This window comes from Streptomyces sp. NBC_00083 (assembly GCF_026343295.1).
GTDB lineage: Bacteria > Actinomycetota > Actinomycetes > Streptomycetales > Streptomycetaceae > Streptomyces.
Window position 1 is genome coordinate 648,530 of record NZ_JAPELY010000001.1, and the last position, 19,186, is coordinate 667,715.

A 19,186-nucleotide genomic window follows, 5' to 3' on the forward strand; every position below is an offset into this window, starting at 1 on the left:
TACGCGTGGCGCCGGTGCGGGTAGGTTCGACCTCGTGAGCGAGAACACCCACGACAAGCTGCCCATCCGGATGTTGCACGACCGTGTGCTCGTCAGGTCAGACACCCCCGAGGGCGAGCGGCGTTCGGGCGGCGGCATCCTCATTCCGGCGACCGCCGCCGTCGGCAAGCGGCTGGCCTGGGCCGAGGTGGTCGCGGTCGGCCAGAACGTACGCACGGTGGAGCCGGGCGACCGGGTCCTGTACGACCCCGAGGACCGTGCGGAGGTCGAGGTGCGGGGCGTGGCGTACGTGCTGATGCGGGAGCGCGATCTGCACGCGGTGGCGTCCGAACGGGTGTCGGTGGACGCGACGGGGCTGTATCTGTAGCGCCGCGCCGCCCGCTCGGCCGAGCCTTCGAAAAGGGCTGGTGACCACGGTCACCAGCCCTTTCGCATGCCTTTTGTTACGGTGGTGGGACCCCGACGAGACGCGTCGTACCGGGTCAGGACAAGACGACGCACCCGCTCACGTTCCGTACGCGTCTCGGAGGTGCCGTCATGGCATGGGTCCTGCTTGTTGTCGCCGGTCTGCTCGAAGTCGGCTGGTCGATCGGGATGAAGTACACCGACGGCTTCACGCGTCCGCTGCCCAGTGTGCTGACCGGCCTCGGGATCGTCGCGTCCATGATGCTGCTCTCGCAGGCGGCCAAGACGCTGCCGATCGGCACCGCGTACGGCGTGTGGGTGGGCATCGGCGCCGCCGGTGCGGCGGTCCTCGGCATGGTGGTGCTGGGCGAGCCGGCCACCGCCGCCCGGATCTTCTTCGTCTGTCTTCTCCTCGTCGCGGTAGTGGGACTCAAGGCGACCAGCGGCCACTGATCACGGGCCCGCCGCGCTTCGTCACGGGCGGGTGGGGCTCCACGGGATCCGGGGGCTCTGGGGGCGGTCGGCGGCGCCGGCCGTGGTGCCGCCGACTCCTTCGGTGGTGCCGCCCTGGGTGCCGCCGTTGTCGGTGCCCGCGGTGGCGCCGCCGTCCGTGGTGCCGCCCTGGGTCTGGCCTTGGGTCTGGCCCTGGTTCTGCCCCTGGGCGGCGCCTTGGTTCTGCCCTTGGGTGGCGCCCTCGTTGTCGGCGCCGCCCTGCGTCCCCTGGTTCTGGCCCTGCGTCTGGCCCTGGTTCTGTCCTTGGCTCTGGCCCTGGGTGCGGCCTTGGTTCTGGCCTTGGGTCTGTCCCTGGTCGCGGCCCCCGGTGCCGCCCTGGTTCTGCCCCTGTGTCTGTCCCTGGTCCTGTCCCTGGCCCTGGGTCTGTCCCTGGTTGACGCCGGGGGTCGGGGTCTGGAACGGGTTCGGCGGCGACGGCGGCTCGACCGGGATGTTCGCGCCGTCCTGGAGCTCCAGATCGAAGTCCTTGACCTCGGTGCCCTGGAGGGCGCCCTTGGTGTACTGGGCCCAGATCTGCGCGGGCGGCCCGCCGCCGTTCATGCGGGGCAGGCCGAGCGCCCCGTACAGCGGCTGCTGCACCGCCGTGTCGGGGTCGGCGCCCATCACGGCGACGACGGTGGCCAGGTCGGGGGTGTAGCCCGCGAACCAGGCGGCCTTGTCCTGCTCGGCGGTGCCGGTCTTGCCGGCGGAGGGGCGTCCGGAGGCCTGCGCCGCGGTGCCGGTGCCGCCGTCGACGACGCTCTGCAGCATCGACGTCGTGGTGTCGGCGGCCTCGCGGCTGACGGCCTGCTCGGTGTCCTGGGAGGGCAGGTCGGTCTTCTCGCCGTCCTTGGTGACCGAGGCGACCATCGTGTACGTGCCGTGTCGGCCGTGGCCGGCGAGCGTCGCGTACGCCTGGGTCATGTCGAGCACGCTCGCCGTGGCCGGGCCGAGCGCGATGGAGGGGGTGGCGACGAGGTCGGGCGTGGTGGCCGGGATGCCGAGGTCGATGGCGCTCTGCTTGACCTTGGCGGGGCCCACGTCGACGGCCATCTGCGCGTACACCGCGTTGACGGACTTGTCGGTGGCGGTGCGCACGGTGATCTGTCCGTAGGAGATGTCGTCCTCGTTGGCGGGGGCGTAGTAGCCGCCCTTCCAGCCCTGCACGGGGCGCTTGTTGGTGCCGTCGTAGAGGGTGTTGGGGGTGATGACCCGCCCCTCCTGCGTGGTGGAGCCGTTGGCGACCGCCGAGGTGAAGACGAACGGCTTGAAGGTGGAGCCGACTTGGAAGTCGCGCCGGGTCGCGTTGTTGACGTACTGCTTGGTGTAGTCGATGCCGCCGTACATCGCGACGACGTTGCCGGTCGACGGGTCGATGGAGGCGCCGCCCACGCGTACGGTGCGGTCGGCCTTGCGGACGCTGCTGAGCTTGGAGTTGACCTTGTCGTCGACGGCCTTGACGAAGGCGTCCTGCTTGTCCTTCTCGATGGTGGTGGTGATGCGGTAGCCGCCGGTCGCGAGGGTGTTCTCGTCGATGATCTTGTTGCTGGTGAGGTAGTCCTTGACCGCCTCGACGAGGTAGCCGCGCTGACCCGCGAGGCCCGCGCGGGGCTTGACCTTTCCGGGGACGGGGAACGTGGTCGCGGCCCGTTCGGCGGGGCTGAGCCACTTCTTCTTGACCATGCCGTCGAGCACGTAGTTCCAGCGGGCCAGCGCCCGGGGCTTGTTCTCGGGGTGGGAGATCACGTCGTAGGCGCTGGGGGAGTTGAGCAGCGAGGCGAGGTAGGCGCCCTCGCCGGTGGTGAGCTGTTCGACGTTCTTGCTGTAGTACGCCTGGGAGGCGGCCTGGATGCCGTACGCGTTGCGGCCGAAGTAGCTGGTGTTGAGGTACCCGGCGAGGATGTCCTCCTTGGTCTCCTCGCGGTTGAGCTTGATCGCGATGAAGAACTCCTTCACCTTGCGGGTGACGGTCTGTTCCTGGCCGAGGTAGTAGTTCTTCACGTACTGCTGGGTGATGGTGGAGCCGCCCTGGGTGCCCTTGCCGGTGAGCGTGTTCCAGGCGGCGCGGACCATGGCCTTGGGGTCGACGGCGCGCTCGGAGTAGAAGTCGCGGTCCTCGGCGGCGAGCACGGCGTGCTGCACGGTGAGGGGGATCTGGGCGAGCTGGACGTTCTCGCGGTTGACCTCGCCGTCCGAGGCGAGCTGGGTGCCGTCGGCGTACAGGAAGACGTTGGACTGCGCGGTGGCGACGGCGTTGGCGGGCGGGATCGACACGAGGGTGTAGCCGGCGATGAACGCGCCGATGAGCAGCAGCGCGCAGACCAGGAAGACGCCGAGCACCACGCGCCAGCGCGGGACGAAGCGGCGCCATCCGGTGCGGCGGGGGCGCCTGCCGCCGGCGCCGGCGCCGTTCTGAGCGGGCCCGCTCCCGTCGGCCCCGTCCCCGGCGGGTCCGTCGTCCGGCGCGCCGGGCTCCGTCCCGGTCCCGCTGCCGGCCGCGCCCGCCGCTCCGGCTCCGGCTCCTGCTTCGGCTCCGGCGGGTCCGAGATCCCGGGGCGTCCAGGTTCGCGGCGGCTGGGGTCCGGGGTGCGGTGACTCCGGCTGCTCGTCGTCGCTCATGTCTCTCCGGCCAGTGCGTCTCGATCACGTGCGGGTGCGGGTGCGGGTGCGGGTGCGGTGCGGCCGCGGGCGGGGGCCCGGGGCGCGGCTGCGGTGCGGTCGTGCCGATGCGAGGGGTCTCGTGCAAACGATTCAGTTGATGGAAAGCGATTCGTCTTATTAAAGCGTTTCGTTCCCGTTTTCGACCGATTCACCGACCGCGACATGGCCGGCATGCCGGGCGGCGAAATTCCGTCGCGCAGGCCCGGAGCGCTGGGCTAGGCTCCTGCGCTTCGGTGCCGACGGCGTCGACGGAGACGAGGGGGCGTGCGTGCGGCTGTACGGAGTCGTGGCCCTGGGCGGGTTCCGGCGCTATACGACCTACCGGGTCGCGACCGCGGCAGGGGTCTTCACCAACACTGTTTTCGGCGTCATCGTGGCGTACACCTATATAGCCCTGTGGGAGCAGCGCCCCCACCTCGGCGGCTACGACCAGTCCCAGGCCCTGACCTATGTGTGGGTCAGCCAGGCCCTGCTGATGACGGTCAATCTGTTCGGCGGCGGCTTCGCGGACGAGCTCGTGGAACGCATCCGTACGGGTGACATCGCGATCGACCTCTACCGCCCGGCCGACCTCCAGCTGTGGTGGCTCTCGGCCGATCTGGGCCGGGCGCTCTTCCACTTCCTGGGGCGCGGCGTGATCCCGCTCGCCTTCGGCGCGCTGGTCTTCGACCTCGCCCTGCCCGCCGACCCGGCGACCTGGCTCGCGTTCATCGCGGCGGTCCTGTTCGGCGTGGTGGTGAGCTTCGCGCTCCGCTTCCTGGTGGCGCTCTCGGCGTTCTGGCTGCTCGACGGCGCGGGCGTCGCCTCGCTCGTCTCCATCGCCGGCCTGTTCTTCTCCGGGATGCTGCTGCCGCTCAACGCCTTCCCCGGCCTGCTCGGCGAGGTGGCCCGCGCGTTGCCCTGGTCCTCGCTGCTCCAGATCCCGGCCGACGTCCTGATGGGCCGCCACCGGGGCTGGGGCCTGCTCGGCGCGTACGCCTTCCAGCTCGGCTGGGCGGCGGTCCTGCTCGGCGCGGGCCGGCTCCTTCAGTCCGCGGCGGTCCGCAGGGTGGTGGTGCAGGGTGGGTGAGGTGCGCGAGGCCGGGCCGGGCGCGTGGAGCGCGTACCGCATGATCGCCGGGATGTGGATCCGCTCCACCCTCGCCTACCGGGCGTCCTTCGCGATGATGCTGCTCGGGAACTTCCTGGTGACGGCCTTCGACTTCGTCGTGATCGTCCTGATGTTCTCGCAGGTCCGCTCGCTCGGCGGCTACTCGTTCGCCGAAGTGGCGTTCCTGTACGGGACGTCGACGACCGCGTTCGGGCTGACCAACGCCCTCCTCGGCTCCATCGACAAGCTGGGGGCGCGCATCCGGGACGGCACGCTCGACACGCTCCTCGTGCGCCCGGTCCCGGTCCTCGCCCAGGTGGCGGCCGACCGGTTCGGCCTCCAGCGCCTGGGCCGGCTCCTCCAGGGCGTGCTGGTCCTGGCCGGCTCGCTGGTCGCCCTCGATGTGCACTGGACCGTACTGAAGGCGGCCCTGGTGCCGGTGATGCTGCTCAGCGGTACGGCGCTGTTCTGCGCGGTGTTCGTGGCGGGCGCGGCGTTCCAGTTCTGGGCGCAGGACGCGGCGGAGGTGCAGAGCGCGTTCACGTACGGCGGCCAGACCCTGCTCCAGTACCCGCCGACGGTGTTCGCCAAGGACATGGTGCGGGGCGTCACCTTCGTCCTGCCGCTGGCCTTCGTCAACTGGCTGCCCGGCCTGTACGTCCTGGGCCGCCCCTACCCGCTGGGCGTGCCGCAGTGGCTGGCGTTCGCGCCTCCGCTGGTCGCGGCCGGCTGCCTGGGCCTCGCGGGCCTGGCCTGGCGGGCCGGTGTGCGGGCGTACCGCAGCACGGGGAGCTGAGCCGTGGCCGGTCCCCACTCCGCCCGCGGCCCCGGATCCGCCGGGCCCCACCTCATCGCACCGCGTATCAAAGGAGGTTGACCAGTGGAAGAAGTGGACCTCATCGAACTCGACGACGTCGAGAAGGTCTTCGACGTGCGACGCAGAACGGGCCGGCTCCGCCGGGAGAAGCGGCAGGTCAGGGCGGTCGACGGGATCAGTTTCCGGGTGCCGCGCGGCGAGATGGTCGGCTACATCGGCCCCAACGGCGCCGGAAAGTCGACCACCGTGAAAATGCTGACGGGCATCTTGACGCCGAGCGCGGGACGGCTGCGTGTGGCGGGCTTCGACCCGTCCCGCGAACGCACCAGGCTGGCGCAGCACATCGGTGTCGTCTTCGGTCAACGCACCACCCTGTGGTGGGACTTGCCGCTGTACGACTCCTACCGCCTGGCCCACCGCATGTACCGCATCCCCGACGCCCGCTTCCGCGACAACCTCGACCGTTGCGTCGAACTGCTCGATCTGGCAAGCCTGTTGGATGTTCCCGTACGTCAGCTCTCGCTCGGCCAGCGCATGCGCGGCGACATCGCGGCGGCGCTCCTGCACGACCCGGACGTCCTCTACCTGGACGAGCCGACGATCGGCCTGGACGTCATCAGCAAGGCGAAGGTGCGGCAGTTCCTCCGCGACCTGAACGCCGAGCGGGCCACCACCATCCTGCTCACCACCCACGACCTGACCGACATCGAGCAGCTCTGCAAGCGGGTGATGGTCATCGACCACGGACGCCTGATGTACGACGGGGCGCTCGCCGGGCTCCACGAGGCGGGCGAGAGCGAACGCACCCTGGTGGTCGACCTGGAGCGCGAACTGCCGCCGGTGGAGGTGGCGGGCGCCCGCGTGGTGAAGATCGAGGGCCCGCGGCAGTGGCTGGCGTTCCCCGCGTCGGCGTCGGCGGCACCGCTGGTGGCGCACATCGCGGCGGCGTACCCGCTGGTGGACCTCTCGGTGCGGGAGCCGGACATCGAGGCCGTGATCGCCCGCATGTACGAGGGCGAGGGCGTTCACTAGTCTTCACGGCATGACGAGTGAACCAACGGGCGGACTGCCGGAGATGCGTGCTTCGGACGCGGAACGCGAGCGCGTGGCGGAGTCGCTGAGGGAGGCCGTGGCCGAGGGGCGCCTCGACATGGAGGAGTTCGAGCAGCGCCTCGACGCGGCCTACAAGGCGCGTACGCACGGGGAGTTGGCGCCCCTGGTCCGCGACCTGCCGGCGCCGGGCACCGCGGGGCCGGCCGCGGCGGCTCCCCGCCGTACGCAGGACGACATCGAGGTCCACTGGCCGTCCCGGATCGGCCACCCGCCCACCTCCAGGGGAGGCTTCGCCTTCTGGGGCGGGTTCGCCCGCAAGGGCAACTGGACGGTGGCCAGGAAGTTCACCGCGTTCGCGATGTGGGGCGGCGGCGACATCGACCTGCGCGAGGCCCGCTTCGAGGACCGCCACACGGTGCTGCGCCTCTTCACGATCATGGGCGGCATCGGCGTGACCGTACCGCCGGAGCTGAACGTCCAGGTCAAGGGCTTCGGCCTGATGGGCGGGGTGGGCGGCAGCAAGGCCAACGGCGAGGGCACGCCGGGCTCGCCCGAGGTCACCATCGTGGCGTTCGCGCTGATGGGCGGCATCGGCGTGGACCGGAAGCTGAGAAGGGCGCAGAAGGAGCGGCTGCGGCTGGAGAAGCGCGGCGAGGAGAGGGGCCGCAAGGAGCTGGGCTGAGGCGGGGCCGGGGCGGGGCGGTAGGGAGTCGGCCCGGGGCGGGGTCGGGGGCGCCCGCCGCCGGCGCCGCCCGTGGCCCCCCTCCACCCGAACGAGTGGACGTACGCACGTACGGCCACATACGGGAACTGAACGCGTGCCTCGTCAGTACTTCATGGGGAAGGCGTCACTCCACGGGGAGGACGTCAGGCGGACCGCCCACGGGAAGGCCGCTTCCGGCAAGAACGGTGGAGTCAATGGAACGCAGGGGATCGGGGCCCGAGCTGGAGCGGCCGACAGGGGTGGACGCGGGGGCCGGGGCGCCCCGGCCTTCGGCGTCCCCCTTCGCGTACACGGCGGCGGACGAGGAGAAACGCCGGGGCGTGCGCCGCATGAAGGCCACGGCGACGGGCCTGCTGATCCTGGTCGCGGTGGTCTTCGCCCTGGCGACCTGGGCGGACCGCAGGGGAGCGGGCGCGTGGGCCGGATATGTCGCGGCGGCGGCCGAGGCGGGCATGGTGGGCGCGCTGGCCGACTGGTTCGCCGTGACGGCCCTGTTCCGCCGCCCCCTCGGGCTTCCCATCCCGCACACGGCGATCATCCAGAACAAGAAGGACCAGTTCGGGGCGTCGCTCGGCACCTTCGTGGGCGAGAACTTCCTGTCCGCGGCGGTGGTGCGCACCCGGCTGCACGCGCTCGGTATCGGGCAGCGCCTGGGCACGTGGCTCGCGGAGCCCGAGCACGCGGACCGGGTCACGTCGGAGCTGGCCACGGCATTGCGCGGGGCGTTGACGGTGCTGCGGGACGCCGACGTCCAGGCGGTGGTGGGCGAGGCCATCACCCGCCGGGCGGACGCGGCGGAGATCGCGCCGGGCCTCGGCAAGACGCTGGAGCGGATCGTCGCCGACGGCAGCCACCGCAAGGCGGTGGACCTGGTGTGCGTACGGGCCCACGACTGGCTGGTGCTGCACGGGGACTCGGTGATGGACGCGGTGCAGGGCGGCGCCCCCGGCTGGACCCCGCGGTTCGTGGACCGCAAGGTGGGCGAGCGCGTCTACAAGGAGCTGCTGCGCTTCGTGACGGAGATGCGCGACATGCCGGCCCATCCGGCACGCGGCGCCCTCGACCGCTTCCTGGCGGACTTCGCGACGGACCTCCAGTCCGACACGGAGACACGGAGCCGGGTGGAGCGGTACAAGTCGGAGGTGCTGGCCCGGCCCGAGGTGCAGGACATCATCGCGTCGGCATGGTCCTCGGTCCGCTCGATGATCATCGCGGCGGCGGAGGACGACCACAGCGAACTGCGCCTGCGCGCCCGGGAGTCCCTGCTGTCGCTCGGCACCCGCCTGACCACGGACCCGCGCCTGCAGTCCAAGCTGGACGGCTGGCTGGAGGACGCGGCGGCGTACGTGGTGTCGACGTACCGAGCGGAGATCACCTCGCTGATCACGGACACGGTCGCCTCGTGGGACGCGAACGACACGTCCCGCAAGATCGAGGCGAACATCGGCCGCGACCTGCAGTTCATCCGCATCAACGGGACGGTGGTGGGGGCGTTGGCGGGGTTGGTCATCTACACGGTGTCGCATGTGGCGGGCGGGTAGGGCTGCGCCGGGGAGGGAGGGGGTGGGGTGCCGTTGCTGTGGCGGCCTCGGGTGGTTGGGGTTCCTCGAGTCCTGACTCCGCCGGGGCGCACGGCCGGACTTGCCTGTCCCTGCCGTACGGCCGTGCGCCCGACCACTGCGGGGAGTTGCCCGTGAATACGGGGCGGGGCGGGGCCGCGTTCAACGCCGCGAAACGTTTTCTCCGTCCCGGGGCCCGGGGCCTACTTGGCGGAGCTGCGGGTGACGGCCCAGGAGGCCACGGCGACGGCCCCGGCGACGCCGAAGACGGAGGGCCAGGCGCCGACCTTCTTGGCGAGCGGATGCGAGCCGGCGAAGGCGGCGACGTAGGCGGTGGTCAGCCCGACGGCCGCCTTGGTCCCGGCCGCCTGCTGCCACTGCCGCGCCGCGAGCGCCCCGGCCCCGGCCAGCGCCACCCCGCCGAGCGGCCGCCTCTTGGTCCACCGGGCCACCCCATACCCCCCGATGAGCCCGCCGGCCGCGATCGCAGTTGCGGGAACCTTTGCCATGGTTTGCCTCCTGAAGTGCGGTTTCTTTGAGGCTAGCGCGGGGGTTTCGGGAGCCGTCCAGGGGGTCGAGGCGTGGGGGCCGGCCCGGCTCACCACCGCCTCACGGCGTAGCGGGCTCCGGCATCGCCGCCTCGATTTCGTGCACGGTGATGGCGACCGGGGAGGTGCCCGAGGGGTGGACGACGATGACGGTCCGTGCCGCGCCCTGCTGGACGTTGACGGAGGTTGCGGCGTTCTTGTCGAACTCGATGGTGCACTCGATGCGCGGCGTGCCAGACATGAGGGGCAGCCCTTCTGAGAGGTCCTGGGGTCCGATGGAGCTGAGTGACGCGAGGAAACCGTAGCATCGCGTTCGAGGCTCCCGTCAACTCCTATTTGACTGACCTTCGCTGTCAAATGTAGTCTACTTGGTAGTGCTGGGACGGCTGACGTGCGGAGAGATGCGATGGGTGAGGGCACCACTTTCGGTGAGTGGCTCGAACGTCAACTGGCGCGCAGGCGGGTGCAGCAGGTGGACCTGGCCACGGAGCTCGGGGTCAGTCGGGCGGCCGTTTCGGCCTGGGTCAATGGGCGGGCCATGCCACGAGCCGACAAGTTGAGGGCGATCGAGGAGTATCTGCAGCTGGAGCTGGGGGCGAGTACCGCGCTCGACGAGGGGCCCAGGGACGGGGTCCGTCTCGAGTGGTACCACCGCTCGGCCCACAGGGACGGCGGGCGGGAGTTCGGCAACGCCGCGGCTTTCGCGTTCGATGCCGACGTTGCGGTCCTTGCGCGCGAGGCGACACAGAACAGTCTCGACGAGCAGCAGGACAGGGACCGACCGGTTCGCGTGCGCTACACCCTGCACGAGTTGTCGGGCGAGCACCTGCGATCGTTCCGGAGCGCCGTGCAGTGGGAGGAGATCGAACCGCACTACGAGGCAGTCGCCTCCGACGGCCACAAGCAGAAGGTCGGGCGGGTGATCGCGGAGGGGCTGCGCGAGATGCGCGACTCCGACACGCTTCTCCTGCTGAGGGTGGACGACTACAACACCACCGGCCTGACCGGTCCGGACTACGGGGACGACAGCAAATTTGCCGCTGTCCTGCGCGACCAGCTCAACAGTCAGAAGTCCGGCCGCGGCGCCGGAGGCTCGTACGGTCTGGGAAAGGCGACGCTGTGGGCGACGAGCCGCCTCGGTCTCGTTCTCGTCAACAGCACGCTGTCCCGTCCGCACGAGGGCCGTACGGAGCGCCGGCTTTTCGGTCGGCTCGAACTGCCGTGGCACGAGATCGACGGGCGACCGTTTGCCGGGCTTGCCGGCTTCGGAGAGCTGGACACCGAGCGGGGGCGCGAAGGTGTGGCCCGGTCGTGGTGGGCGGACGAAGAGACGACGAGGGCGCTGCACCTGGAGCGCGAGAGCCGTGACCCGGGTACCTCGTTCCTGATCGTGGGCGCACACGATGCCGCGGGCGACGCGGAGAGCCTTCAGGAGATGCACGAGAAGCTCGTGAAGGCCCTCGCGGACAACTTCTGGGCGGCGATGATCTCCGGGCGGGATGCACATCCCGTCCTGGAGGCGTCCGTCACCACGTTGCGCAACGGGCAGGTCCTCATCTCGGAGCAGCGGGTCGATCCGGTACGCCATCAGCCCGCTCGCGCAAGGGCGTTGAAGGCCTACTTGGACGGCGACACGGTGGAGCAACGAACCGAGAGCAGCCACGTGGCAGTGACGTCCGTGCCGTTGCTCGTGCCGCCGGAGAAAGGGGCGAAGGGGCGTGGTGCCGGCGTGGAACACTCCGCCGTCCTGCTGGTCACGGCAGCGGACGACAATGATCCCGAGCCGAACCGGCTGGTCTGCATGCGTGGTAACCGGATGACGGTCATGACGCGCCGAGTGACGGACCTGCCCCTCGGCACGGACGCCTTCCAGGCGGTGCTGCTGGCGGGGTTGGCGACGGGTGTGTCGGGTTCGGACGCGGACATGGCCGAGAGGTTCCTCCGGGCCTCGGAGCCGCCGGAGCACAACGACTGGACCAAGACCGAGGATCTCGTCACCTCCTACGCGCGCGGTGCGCGGAGCCGGCTCGACGATTTTCGCCGGGACATGACAGCGGGAGTGCGCAGGCTGGTCGGCCGCCGAGCGTCCAGGAGCGAAGGCGGGCCGGCGGCCCTGCGAGAACTTCTGCAGATCGACGCGTACAAGAAGGGCGCCCGTAGGCCGGAGAGCCATCCGACCGTGCGCCACGTCGAGGGTGCGGTCGACGCACGAGGTGCCTGGACCGTCACGGTGGAGGTCAAGTTGCCGCAGCGTGACGACGCATGGGTCCTCGCCCCGGTGGCCAAGTTCGACGTGCGGTCGGGCAGCAGGCCCACCGTCGGCTGGGCCGAGCTCATCGCGGGGGAGAGCTGTCGCGTGCTCGACGGGGTTCTGCACTTCGAACCGGGGGCCCGCAGCGCGTCCTTCAGCGGTGTCACCGACGTGGCCAGTCACCCGGTGACGGCACACCTTGCACGCCTGATCGTGGACCTGCAGAAGTCGAAGGGAACTGTCGCGTGAACATCGTGTTTCCCTATCCCACGCTGGGCGGCGAGGTCACCTTCGAGGTCACCGGAGCCAGGCTCGACGGACGGCCCCTGCCGCTGGGCATGTTGTCCCGGGAGCAACGCGTTGTCGCGCTGCACGAGGCCGAACTCTCCGATTGGGGCGAGGCCCGACTGTCGGTGGAGGCGAAGCTTCCGGAGAGGGATCTGGCGGAGGGCCCCTGGACCGATGTCGTCTGTGTGGCGATCCTCTCGGAGGCGGCGACCAACGCCCGTACGGTGGGCCGACTCGACCCCGTCGGGGAGGGGGTGTGGCGGGGGAGCGTCACTCTGATCAAGGACGAGCACCACACGCGCGCCGCGCTGTCGGTGTCCGTCGTCGCGACCGTCGACGGTGAAGCGGGCAGGCTCATCGGAACGGCCGAGGACCCGTGGTCCGTCGAGCTCAACGAGCGGGAGCCCACGCGCAAGCAGGAACTCAACATTCAGGAAGTCGACTTCAGGGAGGGGCCCCACGAGTGGCTCCGACCGTTCAAGGACGCCCCCTGGTTGGTGGAGACCACCGGCGACATGCCGACCGTTCACCTCAACACCGGCTTCGAGGGGCTGTCGGAGTTCCTCAACGGCGGGGGCGGCGCTCTGGACAGGGCGATGAGGGGCATGCTTGCCGCTCAGATCGCCACGGAGGCGTGGATCGCCATGTTCCATGCGGCGGTCGGTGACGTCGAGCCGGGAGACGACGGCGTACCGCAATGGCCCACGGGTTGGAAGGACGGGGTACTTCGGTCGATGCTCCCCGACGTTCTGCCCGAACTGTCGCCCGCGGACGCCTTGTTGGAGATTCACCTTCGGCGTTCCGAAGGCGGCTGGCAGGATCTTCAACCTCGAATTCAGTACGCGGCCGGTCGGCGGTCGCGAGTGGCGAGGAACGTGGGCACCGGCATCAGAGCCCTGAGCCGGACGGGTGAGGGGACGCAGGGATGAAGTACGGATTGCTGGATCAGCCGGAGCACATCGCCCTCCTCCCCGACATCGTGGCCGCCAAGTACCTGACGCACAGCGTGCTTTCCGGAAAAGAGCTGCCTCCCAGGCTCGCCCTCCTGAAGGCGAGCGCACCCGTGAAGTCTGCCGGCGCGCGATGGGACGCGAAGGCCGTGCGCGTGCTCTTCGACGAGGCCAAGCGTCGCCACGAGCACGAGCGGACAGCTGCCGATGCCTGGCTGGCGCCGCGGCTGCATGCCACGCTGCGGATGACTCGGCGTGAGGCCGCCGAATCCGGCCTCTGGAATTTCCTCGCCATGGTGGTGGCGCCGGACTACGTCCTGTGGCGCCACAAGGGTGCGACGCAGGAGGGCGAGCGCGCCACCGCCGACCGCTTCGTCGGCATTCACTACAAGCAAACGTTCGCCCGGCTGTGGTGGGCCGCGGAGCTGTTCCGGGACGGTGACGACTACCGGCCCGCAGTCAGCGCCTGCAAGAATCAGGACGTCCTGAACACCGTGCTGCGCTTCGACATCATCGACCACCGCCCTGCAGCGCGCGCCCTGGTGACCCTGCTGGACCAGCGGCTGGTCCGGACAGGTCGTGATGTGAACGGCCTGGGGCAGGCGGTGAACGCCGCCGGCAGCACCCTGATGTACGACGTGCTCGCCCCGGACACCGGCCCCGATTTCGAGGCTCGGCGCTTCTGGATCGAGGAAGCGGAGAACATGGGCCCCATGCCGTTGGAGGGGCTGCCGGACGGGCCGAATGACGGGCCTGTCCCAGCCGATTCGGTCGACTGTCTGGTGCGTCTTTTCGAGAAGCTCTTCTCCGAGGCTCCGGTTCGGGGAAGGAAAGCCGCCGAGGCGAAAGCTCCCTCGGCGGCTGCGGGAGGGGTCAGCCTCGAAAAGACGTATTCAGTGGGCTAGCCGACGATGAATGGCCTCGGCAAGCGCGCGCCCCAGGCCGATCGGCACGGCGTTGCCGATCTGGCGGGCGATCTGAATCTTGCTGCCGAACCACTTGAAGTCGTCGGGGAAGCCCTGGATGAGAGCGGCCTCGTAGTGCGTGATCGGCCGGGGCTCGACGGGGTGCAGATAGCGGCCCTTCTCGGGCTTGTAGAACTCCGTGCGGATGGTCACGGACGGCCGGTGTGCGTGCATGCGGCCCATGACGTCGCCGGACCCGTTGTTGTGCCCGTCCCAGCTCTCGGTCGAGAGGTAGGTCTTCTCGCCGTTGACCATGGCCCACTTGTTGCGCAGGTCGTGACGGTTTCCGCCCTCGGAGATCGCTGCGTACCGGGCCTTCGAAAGGTCGGTCGGCGTACGCCCGATGTGGAGCTCCCTGGTGCGGAAGGGGCCCGGGAGCTTCACGCCCAGAGGCTCGTCGACGCGACCCTCGGGCAGATCCTTGACGGGCGCGTCCTTCGGCGTCAGATCGAAGACCGCCTTCCCGACCGGCTCCCACGGAAGCAGCTGATCGGCGGCTTCCGCCTCGTCGAAGGTCGGCTGCTGCGCTTGCGCAGTGCGGGAGTGCGTGGGGCGCGGGTGTTCCAGAGCGGCGCCGAGGTCCTTGCGGGTCGCGATGACGATGGCACGCCGCCGAGCCTGCGGAACGCCGTAGTCCGCGGCGTTCAGGACCTTCCACCGCAGTTCGTAGTTCTCCAGCCTGCCCCCGTCGGCCGTCGACTTGAGGAGGTCCTCGAACTGCTGGGACTTCAGGAAACGATCGACGTTCTCCAGGACGAAGATCTTGGGCTGGATCGTCGTGACCACACGCATGTACTCCGTCCAGAGCAGGTTGCGCGGGTCGTCGGGGTCCTCCTTGCCCAGTCCGGAGAAGCCCTGGCAGGGCGGTCCGCCCATGATCACGTCAACCTGCCCCGCGTACGGGGCGGCGTCCCAGTCGACGATGTCCTTGGCGTAGACGTTGGTCTCCGGGAAGTTGGCCGCGTACGAGGCAGCCGCCGCCTGATCGAATTCGACAGCGGCGAGGGTCCGGAACGGCGAGCCGTCCGACCCCTCGGGCTTGTAGGTGTGGAAGCCGGCGGAGAAGCCGCCGGCGCCCGAGAAAAGATCTACCACCGTGATGGTCGAGTCGGCCGGGGAAGCTCCGGCAACGGCGTCGTGCGAGGTGGTGGTCATGGTGCCAGATTCTAGTAGAGCGTCGTCGGTGGAGAGACGTGTCGAGTGGTGTCCGCCCGACATGCGTGTCTCCTTACTGAACGTGTGCGTGGGGGAACCGAGCGTCGGGTCGCGCCGGGTCATGGTGACGACCGGGGGACGGATCCGCCGAGTGTCAGCGCGGTGGCGATGGATCGTCCGAGCGCGGCGGCGACCTGGGGAGGCGTCGTCTGGCTGATCTGTCGATACGCGGACGTCTTGCGGCCGCAGATCTGCCAGGATGAGGAGAACCCTTGGAGCAGAGCCACCTGTGCCACGGTCAGTTTCGGCAGCCCCTCCCGCGACTCGCCGTCCGGGTCGGGAGCCAGGACGAAATCGGGACCGGGTACTTCGTTGCCGATGCTGTTGCCGTTGACCCACCACTGGGCCCATTGGCGCTTGGCCCGGGTCGCCCCGAGGTCCGCGCCGCCGCGCCCCGTGGCACCGCCCATGATCAGAGGGGCGGGTTCCACCGCGTGTGCGGCCCACGCCTCGGCGGCCGGCCATCCTCCCGAGGCCATCGACTCCTTGAGCGTCGCGCCCATCGAAGGGCAGCCGGAAGCAGCGGAGGAAGGTGTGGGCCACACGAAGTGGGCCATGTCGTCGGCCGCCATGGCGACGAAGAAGGCGTGCAGGCGAAGCTGCGGTACTCCGAAGTCGGTGGCCGACAGCACGGAGCCCTGCAGTTCGTAGCCGAGATCCTTGGCGGCCTCCTCGACACGTGCTCGCTGGGCCTCGAACTTCGCCGCCTTCAGGAAGGTCGGAATGTTCTCCAGGAGGAGCACTCGGGGCCTGATGTAGGAAGCCATGTCCAGAGCTGCCTGAAGGGCATCGCGTTCGTCATCAGTGGCACGTTGCTTACCGGCGACCGTGTACGGCGATCGCGGGAGCCCGCAACTCAAGACGTCCGCATAGTCCATCGCAGGGTGTTCGGCCGGATCGATGAGTTTGATGTCGCCGTGGATGGGTGACCACTGGGGCCGGTTGGCGGCCAGGGTGGCGCAGGTGTCCCTGTCGATGTCCACGGCGGCGGTGATCTCGAACCCGGCCTCCTCCAGGCCGAGCGCCTGGCCGCCGACCCCTGCGCATAACTCGATGGCTGTGAAAGCCTGTTCTTTCATTTCCGTGTCCCCCGCTGCCTTGTGTGGTGTCGTCGGGCTTCGTGTCGGTCGATGCCCGGGTGTTCGACACCGGGTGGCCCTGGTGGACCACCCGGCGCATTCCTGGTCAGCCTGCCGTCCGGTCGATGATCGCTGCGTCCTCCTGCGACGAGTCGATCGTGACGAAACGAACGACCTGTCCGTCGCTGCCTTCGGCGGAAGCGGGAGCGACGAACGCGAATGCCATGACGACGTCGCCCGCATCGAGTGCTCGGGCGGCGACCGCGGTGTCCCGATGGGGACCTTCGACGAGCGGATAGAGGACCACTACACCTCTGCGCTCCGCCGCGAATTGCTCCGTTGCCGGATCTCCGCAGGAGGGCACTGCCCCGGCCACCCGGTGCGCCGCGGGGCGATGCTTAGGTTCGCTGATCGCACCGAACAGCGGGCCGCGGCGGCGGTCACGTGCGAACCAGGAAAGCTCCCGATTCATGTCACCGATACGAATGCGCTTGCCCGGTGTTGCGTGCTGGGGAGCCAGGACGAGCCAGTCGTCGACCTGACCACTCTTGGAGATGCTCTCCAAGTAGGTGAGGTGGGGCGCGAAGACCTGCTCGGAACTCCACTTCAGGGATCGCAACAGGGCGAGGAGATCCTGGGTCCCCAGGTGCCCGGTCAGCGCATCGAAGCGATAGGCCTTCTCGACGCCGTCGGGCGTCGTGAAGCAGTGCCTGAACGCCGTGGTGTCGGGGGACAGTCCGTTCAGGACCGGAGTCCAGAGCCCGACATTGTGCCGGAGCTGTGCGGGACTGCTCGGATACGCGGTCGGCTCCTCCCACTTACCCGGTGAACGGACCTCTTCGAGACGCGCGTTGTACATCTTGTTCGGGCTCGTGGGCTTCAACCAGGGGAGGTGCTGCGAGACCAGGGGCGGCACCTGGGCCGGCGTGACCTGCGGGTGACCGTCGATGAGGACGGAATACTGCTTCAGCTGCTCGCGGAATTTCTCCTCGTCACGGCAAATGGCTTCGAAGGCTTCATACAGATCGATCTCCTTCGGTCCCATGGTCTCGCTCCGGCCGAGATACAACCGGACCAGATCCTGATATCCGCGCCGGAAACCGAACCAGCGACCCATCTGCATCAGCGTGGACGCATTGTTGGTGCGCCGTCGGTAGTACGTGACGGTGAGACCTTCGACCGTGAATCCGCGTGCAAGCTTCTGGCCACCGATGAGGATCTTCCAGATGCCGCGCCGGTCGAAATCCGCCACTCCCTGTTCGATCTCCTTGTCCCCGTTCACGACGATGACGGGGCTTTCGCTGCCGCCGATGCGCATGTACGCGGCCCCGATGTACGGGGCGAGGTCGTCGTCGAACGAGGAGGGAACCGCGAAGCCGTCGGACCGGACACGGGAAACGGGGGCGACGTCCTTCTCGAACAGGATACGGAGCCGTTCGCGGCCCGCGGGGCCGGCATAACCGCCGTTGTGCCAGAGCTGGAGGAGCTTGCCGGCCATGTCACGGTGGTCCGCCGTGAGTCGGGATTCGTGGACCAACATGGTGTGGTGCCGGAAATGACCGATGCCCAGCGGGGCGGGGCCCGCCGTCTCGCGGTAGATCTTCATGGCGGCGGTGAGTACGAACATGTCCATGGCCTCGCGCAGGCACGTGTCGTCGTCCTCGTCGGTGAGGACCACGTCGCGAACGTGGGCCTTCTCCTGCGAATTGCCGACGTTCCGGTCCTCCGGCGCGATGTCGGAATCGATGTCGTGGAAGTCCTGGACCCCCATGTAACCGTCGGGGCGGTCGAGCGAGATGATGAAGTCGCGAGGAAAAATGTCCTGCGTGTCGCTGGGATCGACGAATACGTTCGCGAACGGGGTGGCCGTGTAGCCCACGTACTGGGCGCGGGGAAGCACCTGCAACAGCTCGGAGATCTTCTCGTTGATCGCCGTCCGATTGGCGTCGGGCTTTCCCGTATTGACGGACGCCTCGTCCGACTCGTCGTCGATGATCAGCACCGGAATTTCCGCCCTCAGGTCACCGATCTTGGCGAGATCCTTGAGGAGCTTGCCGAGCACCGTCTTGTTCTTCTTGACCACCATGAGGCGGGCGGCGCTGCGGTGGAGATTGGCCGGCGCGAAGAGGGGGGCAGACGGGTCCTGCTTCTCGATCTCCAGCGCCTGGATGCCCTGGGCGAGCGACTTGTAGTCGTTCTCCCGCGTCGTGAGACGAATGATGTCGAATGAGCCGAGCAGCGAGGGTCGGTCGCCGTGCGCCAGGAACTTCCCCTGGGCCCAGGCCTCGTCGTCGGCATAGTCCGACTCGGCCTCGCTCGTGTTGCGCAGGATGTTCTCGCGTCCCACCAGTTCCATGTCGAGGCGTCGCTGCGTCTGCGCCCGGAGCAGGTTCAGCGTGCCTCCGAGGACGATGACGAGGCGATAGCCCGCGTCGACGGCCTTTGCGATGACCCCGGTGAAATTGGCAGTCTTGCCTGATTGGACGTAGCCGACGACGAGGCCGCGCGACTGGTAGGGCTCGACGTCTATGGGATTGGCGAGGCGCTGTACCACCTGCTCGGCGGCGTCCTCCAGATCGGCGACCGCGTCCGCCCGCCAGCCCTTCTCGGCCAGGAGGCCCGCGTACTTGGGCCAGTAATGGTCCTCCGGTGTGGTCGCCGCCGAGCGCCATGGTTTGAAGATTCGACTGATGACCACCGGGCCCGCCAGCTTCGTCACCGGTACGAGTTCCGTCAGCAACTTCCGGGTGGGCTGTTCCAGCTCCAGACGGTCGTATATGGCCGCCCGCCGCTCGTCGGTCCGCGGTGGTGTCTGCGTCCAGGCCAGATCGGTCCCGAAGTCCCACTGGGTGAGGTCCTTGCGCCAGCGCCAGAGCAAGGGGTCGTCGCTGTGAGCGGCGAGCAGCGCTTCCCGAAAGGCCGCTTCCGAGATGTCCGACGCGAGCGACCGGCTTTCGGCATGGAAGGCGACGTGTCTGGCGAGTCGCTGAGGACCGGACTCCTGCATACCGGCCAGGGCGGACTTGTGGAGCGAGGTCAGAGCGGAAAGGTCGAGAGCCGGGCTGTTCATGAAGTTCCTCGGGGCGGCG

General features: G+C 69.2%; 16 protein-coding genes and 1 riboswitch. Of the genes, 10 read left to right on the plus strand and 6 right to left on the minus strand.

Annotated elements, in window-relative coordinates; all coding sequences use genetic code 11:
- Positions 1-34: 34 nt before the first annotated feature.
- Together OOJ98_RS02810 and OOJ98_RS02815 are read left to right on the plus strand one after the other, a co-directional pair.
- Positions 35-367, plus strand: coding sequence for a co-chaperone GroES (locus tag OOJ98_RS02810; protein ID WP_114036654.1), 333 nt, complete (start codon positions 35-37; stop codon positions 365-367).
- Between the two features lie 64 nt (positions 368-431).
- Positions 432-502: riboswitch (guanidine-III (ykkC-III) riboswitch) on the plus strand.
- Positions 503-537: 35 nt separating this feature from the next.
- Entirely contained in the window at positions 538-858 is a 321-nt protein-coding gene (locus tag OOJ98_RS02815; RefSeq protein WP_267053005.1) for a multidrug efflux SMR transporter, read from the plus strand.
- Positions 859-879: 21 nt separating this feature from the next.
- On the opposite strand, the gene OOJ98_RS02820 is transcribed toward OOJ98_RS02815, so the two are convergent.
- Positions 880-3,516, minus strand: a complete 2,637-nt coding sequence (locus tag OOJ98_RS02820; RefSeq protein ID WP_267053006.1) for a transglycosylase domain-containing protein — start codon at positions 3,514-3,516, stop codon at positions 880-882.
- Positions 3,517-3,826: 310 nt separating this feature from the next.
- Here OOJ98_RS02820 and OOJ98_RS02825 point away from each other — a divergent pair, with 310 nt between their 5' ends.
- The 5 genes from OOJ98_RS02825 to OOJ98_RS02845 all read left to right on the plus strand — a co-directional run bounded on the left by OOJ98_RS02825 (position 3,827) and on the right by OOJ98_RS02845 (position 8,783).
- Positions 3,827-4,627 (plus strand): ABC-2 family transporter protein, encoded by an 801-nt coding sequence (locus OOJ98_RS02825; protein WP_267053007.1) that lies wholly within the window; start codon positions 3,827-3,829, stop codon positions 4,625-4,627.
- Between the two features lie 40 nt (positions 4,628-4,667).
- A complete protein-coding gene (locus tag OOJ98_RS02830; protein WP_267055485.1) occupies positions 4,668-5,444 on the plus strand; it encodes an ABC transporter permease in 777 nt (258 codons plus the stop codon).
- Between the two features lie 84 nt (positions 5,445-5,528).
- Positions 5,529-6,497, plus strand: a complete 969-nt coding sequence (locus OOJ98_RS02835) for an ATP-binding cassette domain-containing protein (protein WP_267053008.1) — start codon at positions 5,529-5,531, stop codon at positions 6,495-6,497.
- Between the two features lie 43 nt (positions 6,498-6,540).
- A complete protein-coding gene (locus OOJ98_RS02840) occupies positions 6,541-7,200 on the plus strand; it encodes a DUF1707 domain-containing protein (RefSeq protein ID WP_267055486.1) in 660 nt (219 codons plus the stop codon).
- A gap of 236 nt (positions 7,201-7,436) precedes the next feature.
- Positions 7,437-8,783: a DUF445 domain-containing protein gene (locus OOJ98_RS02845; protein ID WP_267053009.1), complete on the plus strand. Its 1,347-nt coding sequence runs from the start codon at positions 7,437-7,439 to the stop codon at positions 8,781-8,783.
- 221 nt (positions 8,784-9,004) lie between these two features.
- Here OOJ98_RS02845 and OOJ98_RS02850 read toward each other — a convergent pair whose 3' ends face one another.
- Both OOJ98_RS02850 and OOJ98_RS02855 read right to left on the minus strand, forming a co-directional pair.
- The gene (locus OOJ98_RS02850; RefSeq protein ID WP_267053010.1) at positions 9,005-9,310 is read right to left on the minus strand and encodes a hypothetical protein; all 306 of its coding nucleotides are present in this window, start codon (positions 9,308-9,310) and stop codon (positions 9,005-9,007) included.
- A 100-nt stretch (positions 9,311-9,410) separates the two neighbouring features.
- A complete protein-coding gene (locus tag OOJ98_RS02855; protein WP_267053011.1) occupies positions 9,411-9,590 on the minus strand; it encodes a hypothetical protein in 180 nt (59 codons plus the stop codon).
- 165 nt (positions 9,591-9,755) lie between these two features.
- On the opposite strand from OOJ98_RS02855, the gene OOJ98_RS02860 reads away from it, so the two are divergent.
- The 3 genes from OOJ98_RS02860 to OOJ98_RS02870 are packed head-to-tail and all read left to right on the plus strand — an operon-like array spanning position 9,756 to position 13,743.
- Positions 9,756-11,849, plus strand: coding sequence for a helix-turn-helix transcriptional regulator (locus tag OOJ98_RS02860; protein ID WP_267053012.1), 2,094 nt, complete (start codon positions 9,756-9,758; stop codon positions 11,847-11,849).
- The gene (locus tag OOJ98_RS02865) at positions 11,846-12,817 is read left to right on the plus strand and encodes a hypothetical protein (RefSeq protein ID WP_267053013.1); all 972 of its coding nucleotides are present in this window, start codon (positions 11,846-11,848) and stop codon (positions 12,815-12,817) included. Before OOJ98_RS02860 ends, OOJ98_RS02865 begins: the two co-directional genes overlap by 4 nt.
- Positions 12,814-13,743, plus strand: coding sequence for a DUF6339 family protein (locus tag OOJ98_RS02870; RefSeq protein ID WP_267053014.1), 930 nt, complete (start codon positions 12,814-12,816; stop codon positions 13,741-13,743). Before OOJ98_RS02865 ends, OOJ98_RS02870 begins: the two co-directional genes overlap by 4 nt.
- Here the strand turns inward: OOJ98_RS02870 and OOJ98_RS02875 are convergent.
- From OOJ98_RS02875 to OOJ98_RS02885, 3 genes are all read right to left on the minus strand, one after another.
- On the minus strand, positions 13,732-14,958 hold the full coding sequence (locus OOJ98_RS02875; protein ID WP_267053015.1) for a DNA cytosine methyltransferase: 1,227 nt from the start codon (positions 14,956-14,958) through the stop codon (positions 13,732-13,734). The two genes, OOJ98_RS02870 and OOJ98_RS02875, sit on opposite strands and share 12 nt — an antisense overlap.
- Before the next feature lie 119 nt (positions 14,959-15,077).
- Positions 15,078-16,097 (minus strand): DNA cytosine methyltransferase, encoded by a 1,020-nt coding sequence (locus tag OOJ98_RS02880; protein ID WP_267053016.1) that lies wholly within the window; start codon positions 16,095-16,097, stop codon positions 15,078-15,080.
- 106 nt (positions 16,098-16,203) lie between these two features.
- Positions 16,204-19,167 carry a Z1 domain-containing protein gene (locus OOJ98_RS02885; protein WP_267053017.1) on the minus strand — a complete coding sequence of 988 codons (2,964 nt, stop codon included), beginning with the start codon at positions 19,165-19,167 and terminating at the stop codon, positions 16,204-16,206.
- Positions 19,168-19,186 lie beyond the last annotated feature (19 nt).

Bases quoted from the DNA above. Each gene is read 5' to 3' on its own strand.
- OOJ98_RS02815 (WP_267053005.1), top strand. From the start codon at position 538: ATGGCATGGGTCCTGCTTGTTGTCGCCGGTCTGCTCGAAGTCGGCTGG.
- OOJ98_RS02820 (WP_267053006.1), bottom strand. From the start codon at position 3,516: ATGAGCGACGACGAGCAGCCGGAGTCACCGCACCCCGGACCCCAGCCG.
- OOJ98_RS02830 (WP_267055485.1), top strand. From the start codon at position 4,668: ATGATCGCCGGGATGTGGATCCGCTCCACCCTCGCCTACCGGGCGTCC.
- OOJ98_RS02840 (WP_267055486.1), top strand. From the start codon at position 6,541: ATGCGTGCTTCGGACGCGGAACGCGAGCGCGTGGCGGAGTCGCTGAGG.
- OOJ98_RS02845 (WP_267053009.1), top strand. From the start codon at position 7,437: ATGGAACGCAGGGGATCGGGGCCCGAGCTGGAGCGGCCGACAGGGGTG.
- OOJ98_RS02850 (WP_267053010.1), bottom strand. From the start codon at position 9,310: ATGGCAAAGGTTCCCGCAACTGCGATCGCGGCCGGCGGGCTCATCGGG.
- OOJ98_RS02855 (WP_267053011.1), bottom strand. From the start codon at position 9,590: ATGTCTGGCACGCCGCGCATCGAGTGCACCATCGAGTTCGACAAGAAC.
- OOJ98_RS02860 (WP_267053012.1), top strand. From the start codon at position 9,756: ATGGGTGAGGGCACCACTTTCGGTGAGTGGCTCGAACGTCAACTGGCG.
- OOJ98_RS02870 (WP_267053014.1), top strand. From the start codon at position 12,814: ATGAAGTACGGATTGCTGGATCAGCCGGAGCACATCGCCCTCCTCCCC.
- OOJ98_RS02875 (WP_267053015.1), bottom strand. From the start codon at position 14,958: ATGACCACCACCTCGCACGACGCCGTTGCCGGAGCTTCCCCGGCCGAC.
- OOJ98_RS02880 (WP_267053016.1), bottom strand. From the start codon at position 16,097: ATGAAAGAACAGGCTTTCACAGCCATCGAGTTATGCGCAGGGGTCGGC.
- OOJ98_RS02885 (WP_267053017.1), bottom strand. From the start codon at position 19,167: ATGAACAGCCCGGCTCTCGACCTTTCCGCTCTGACCTCGCTCCACAAG.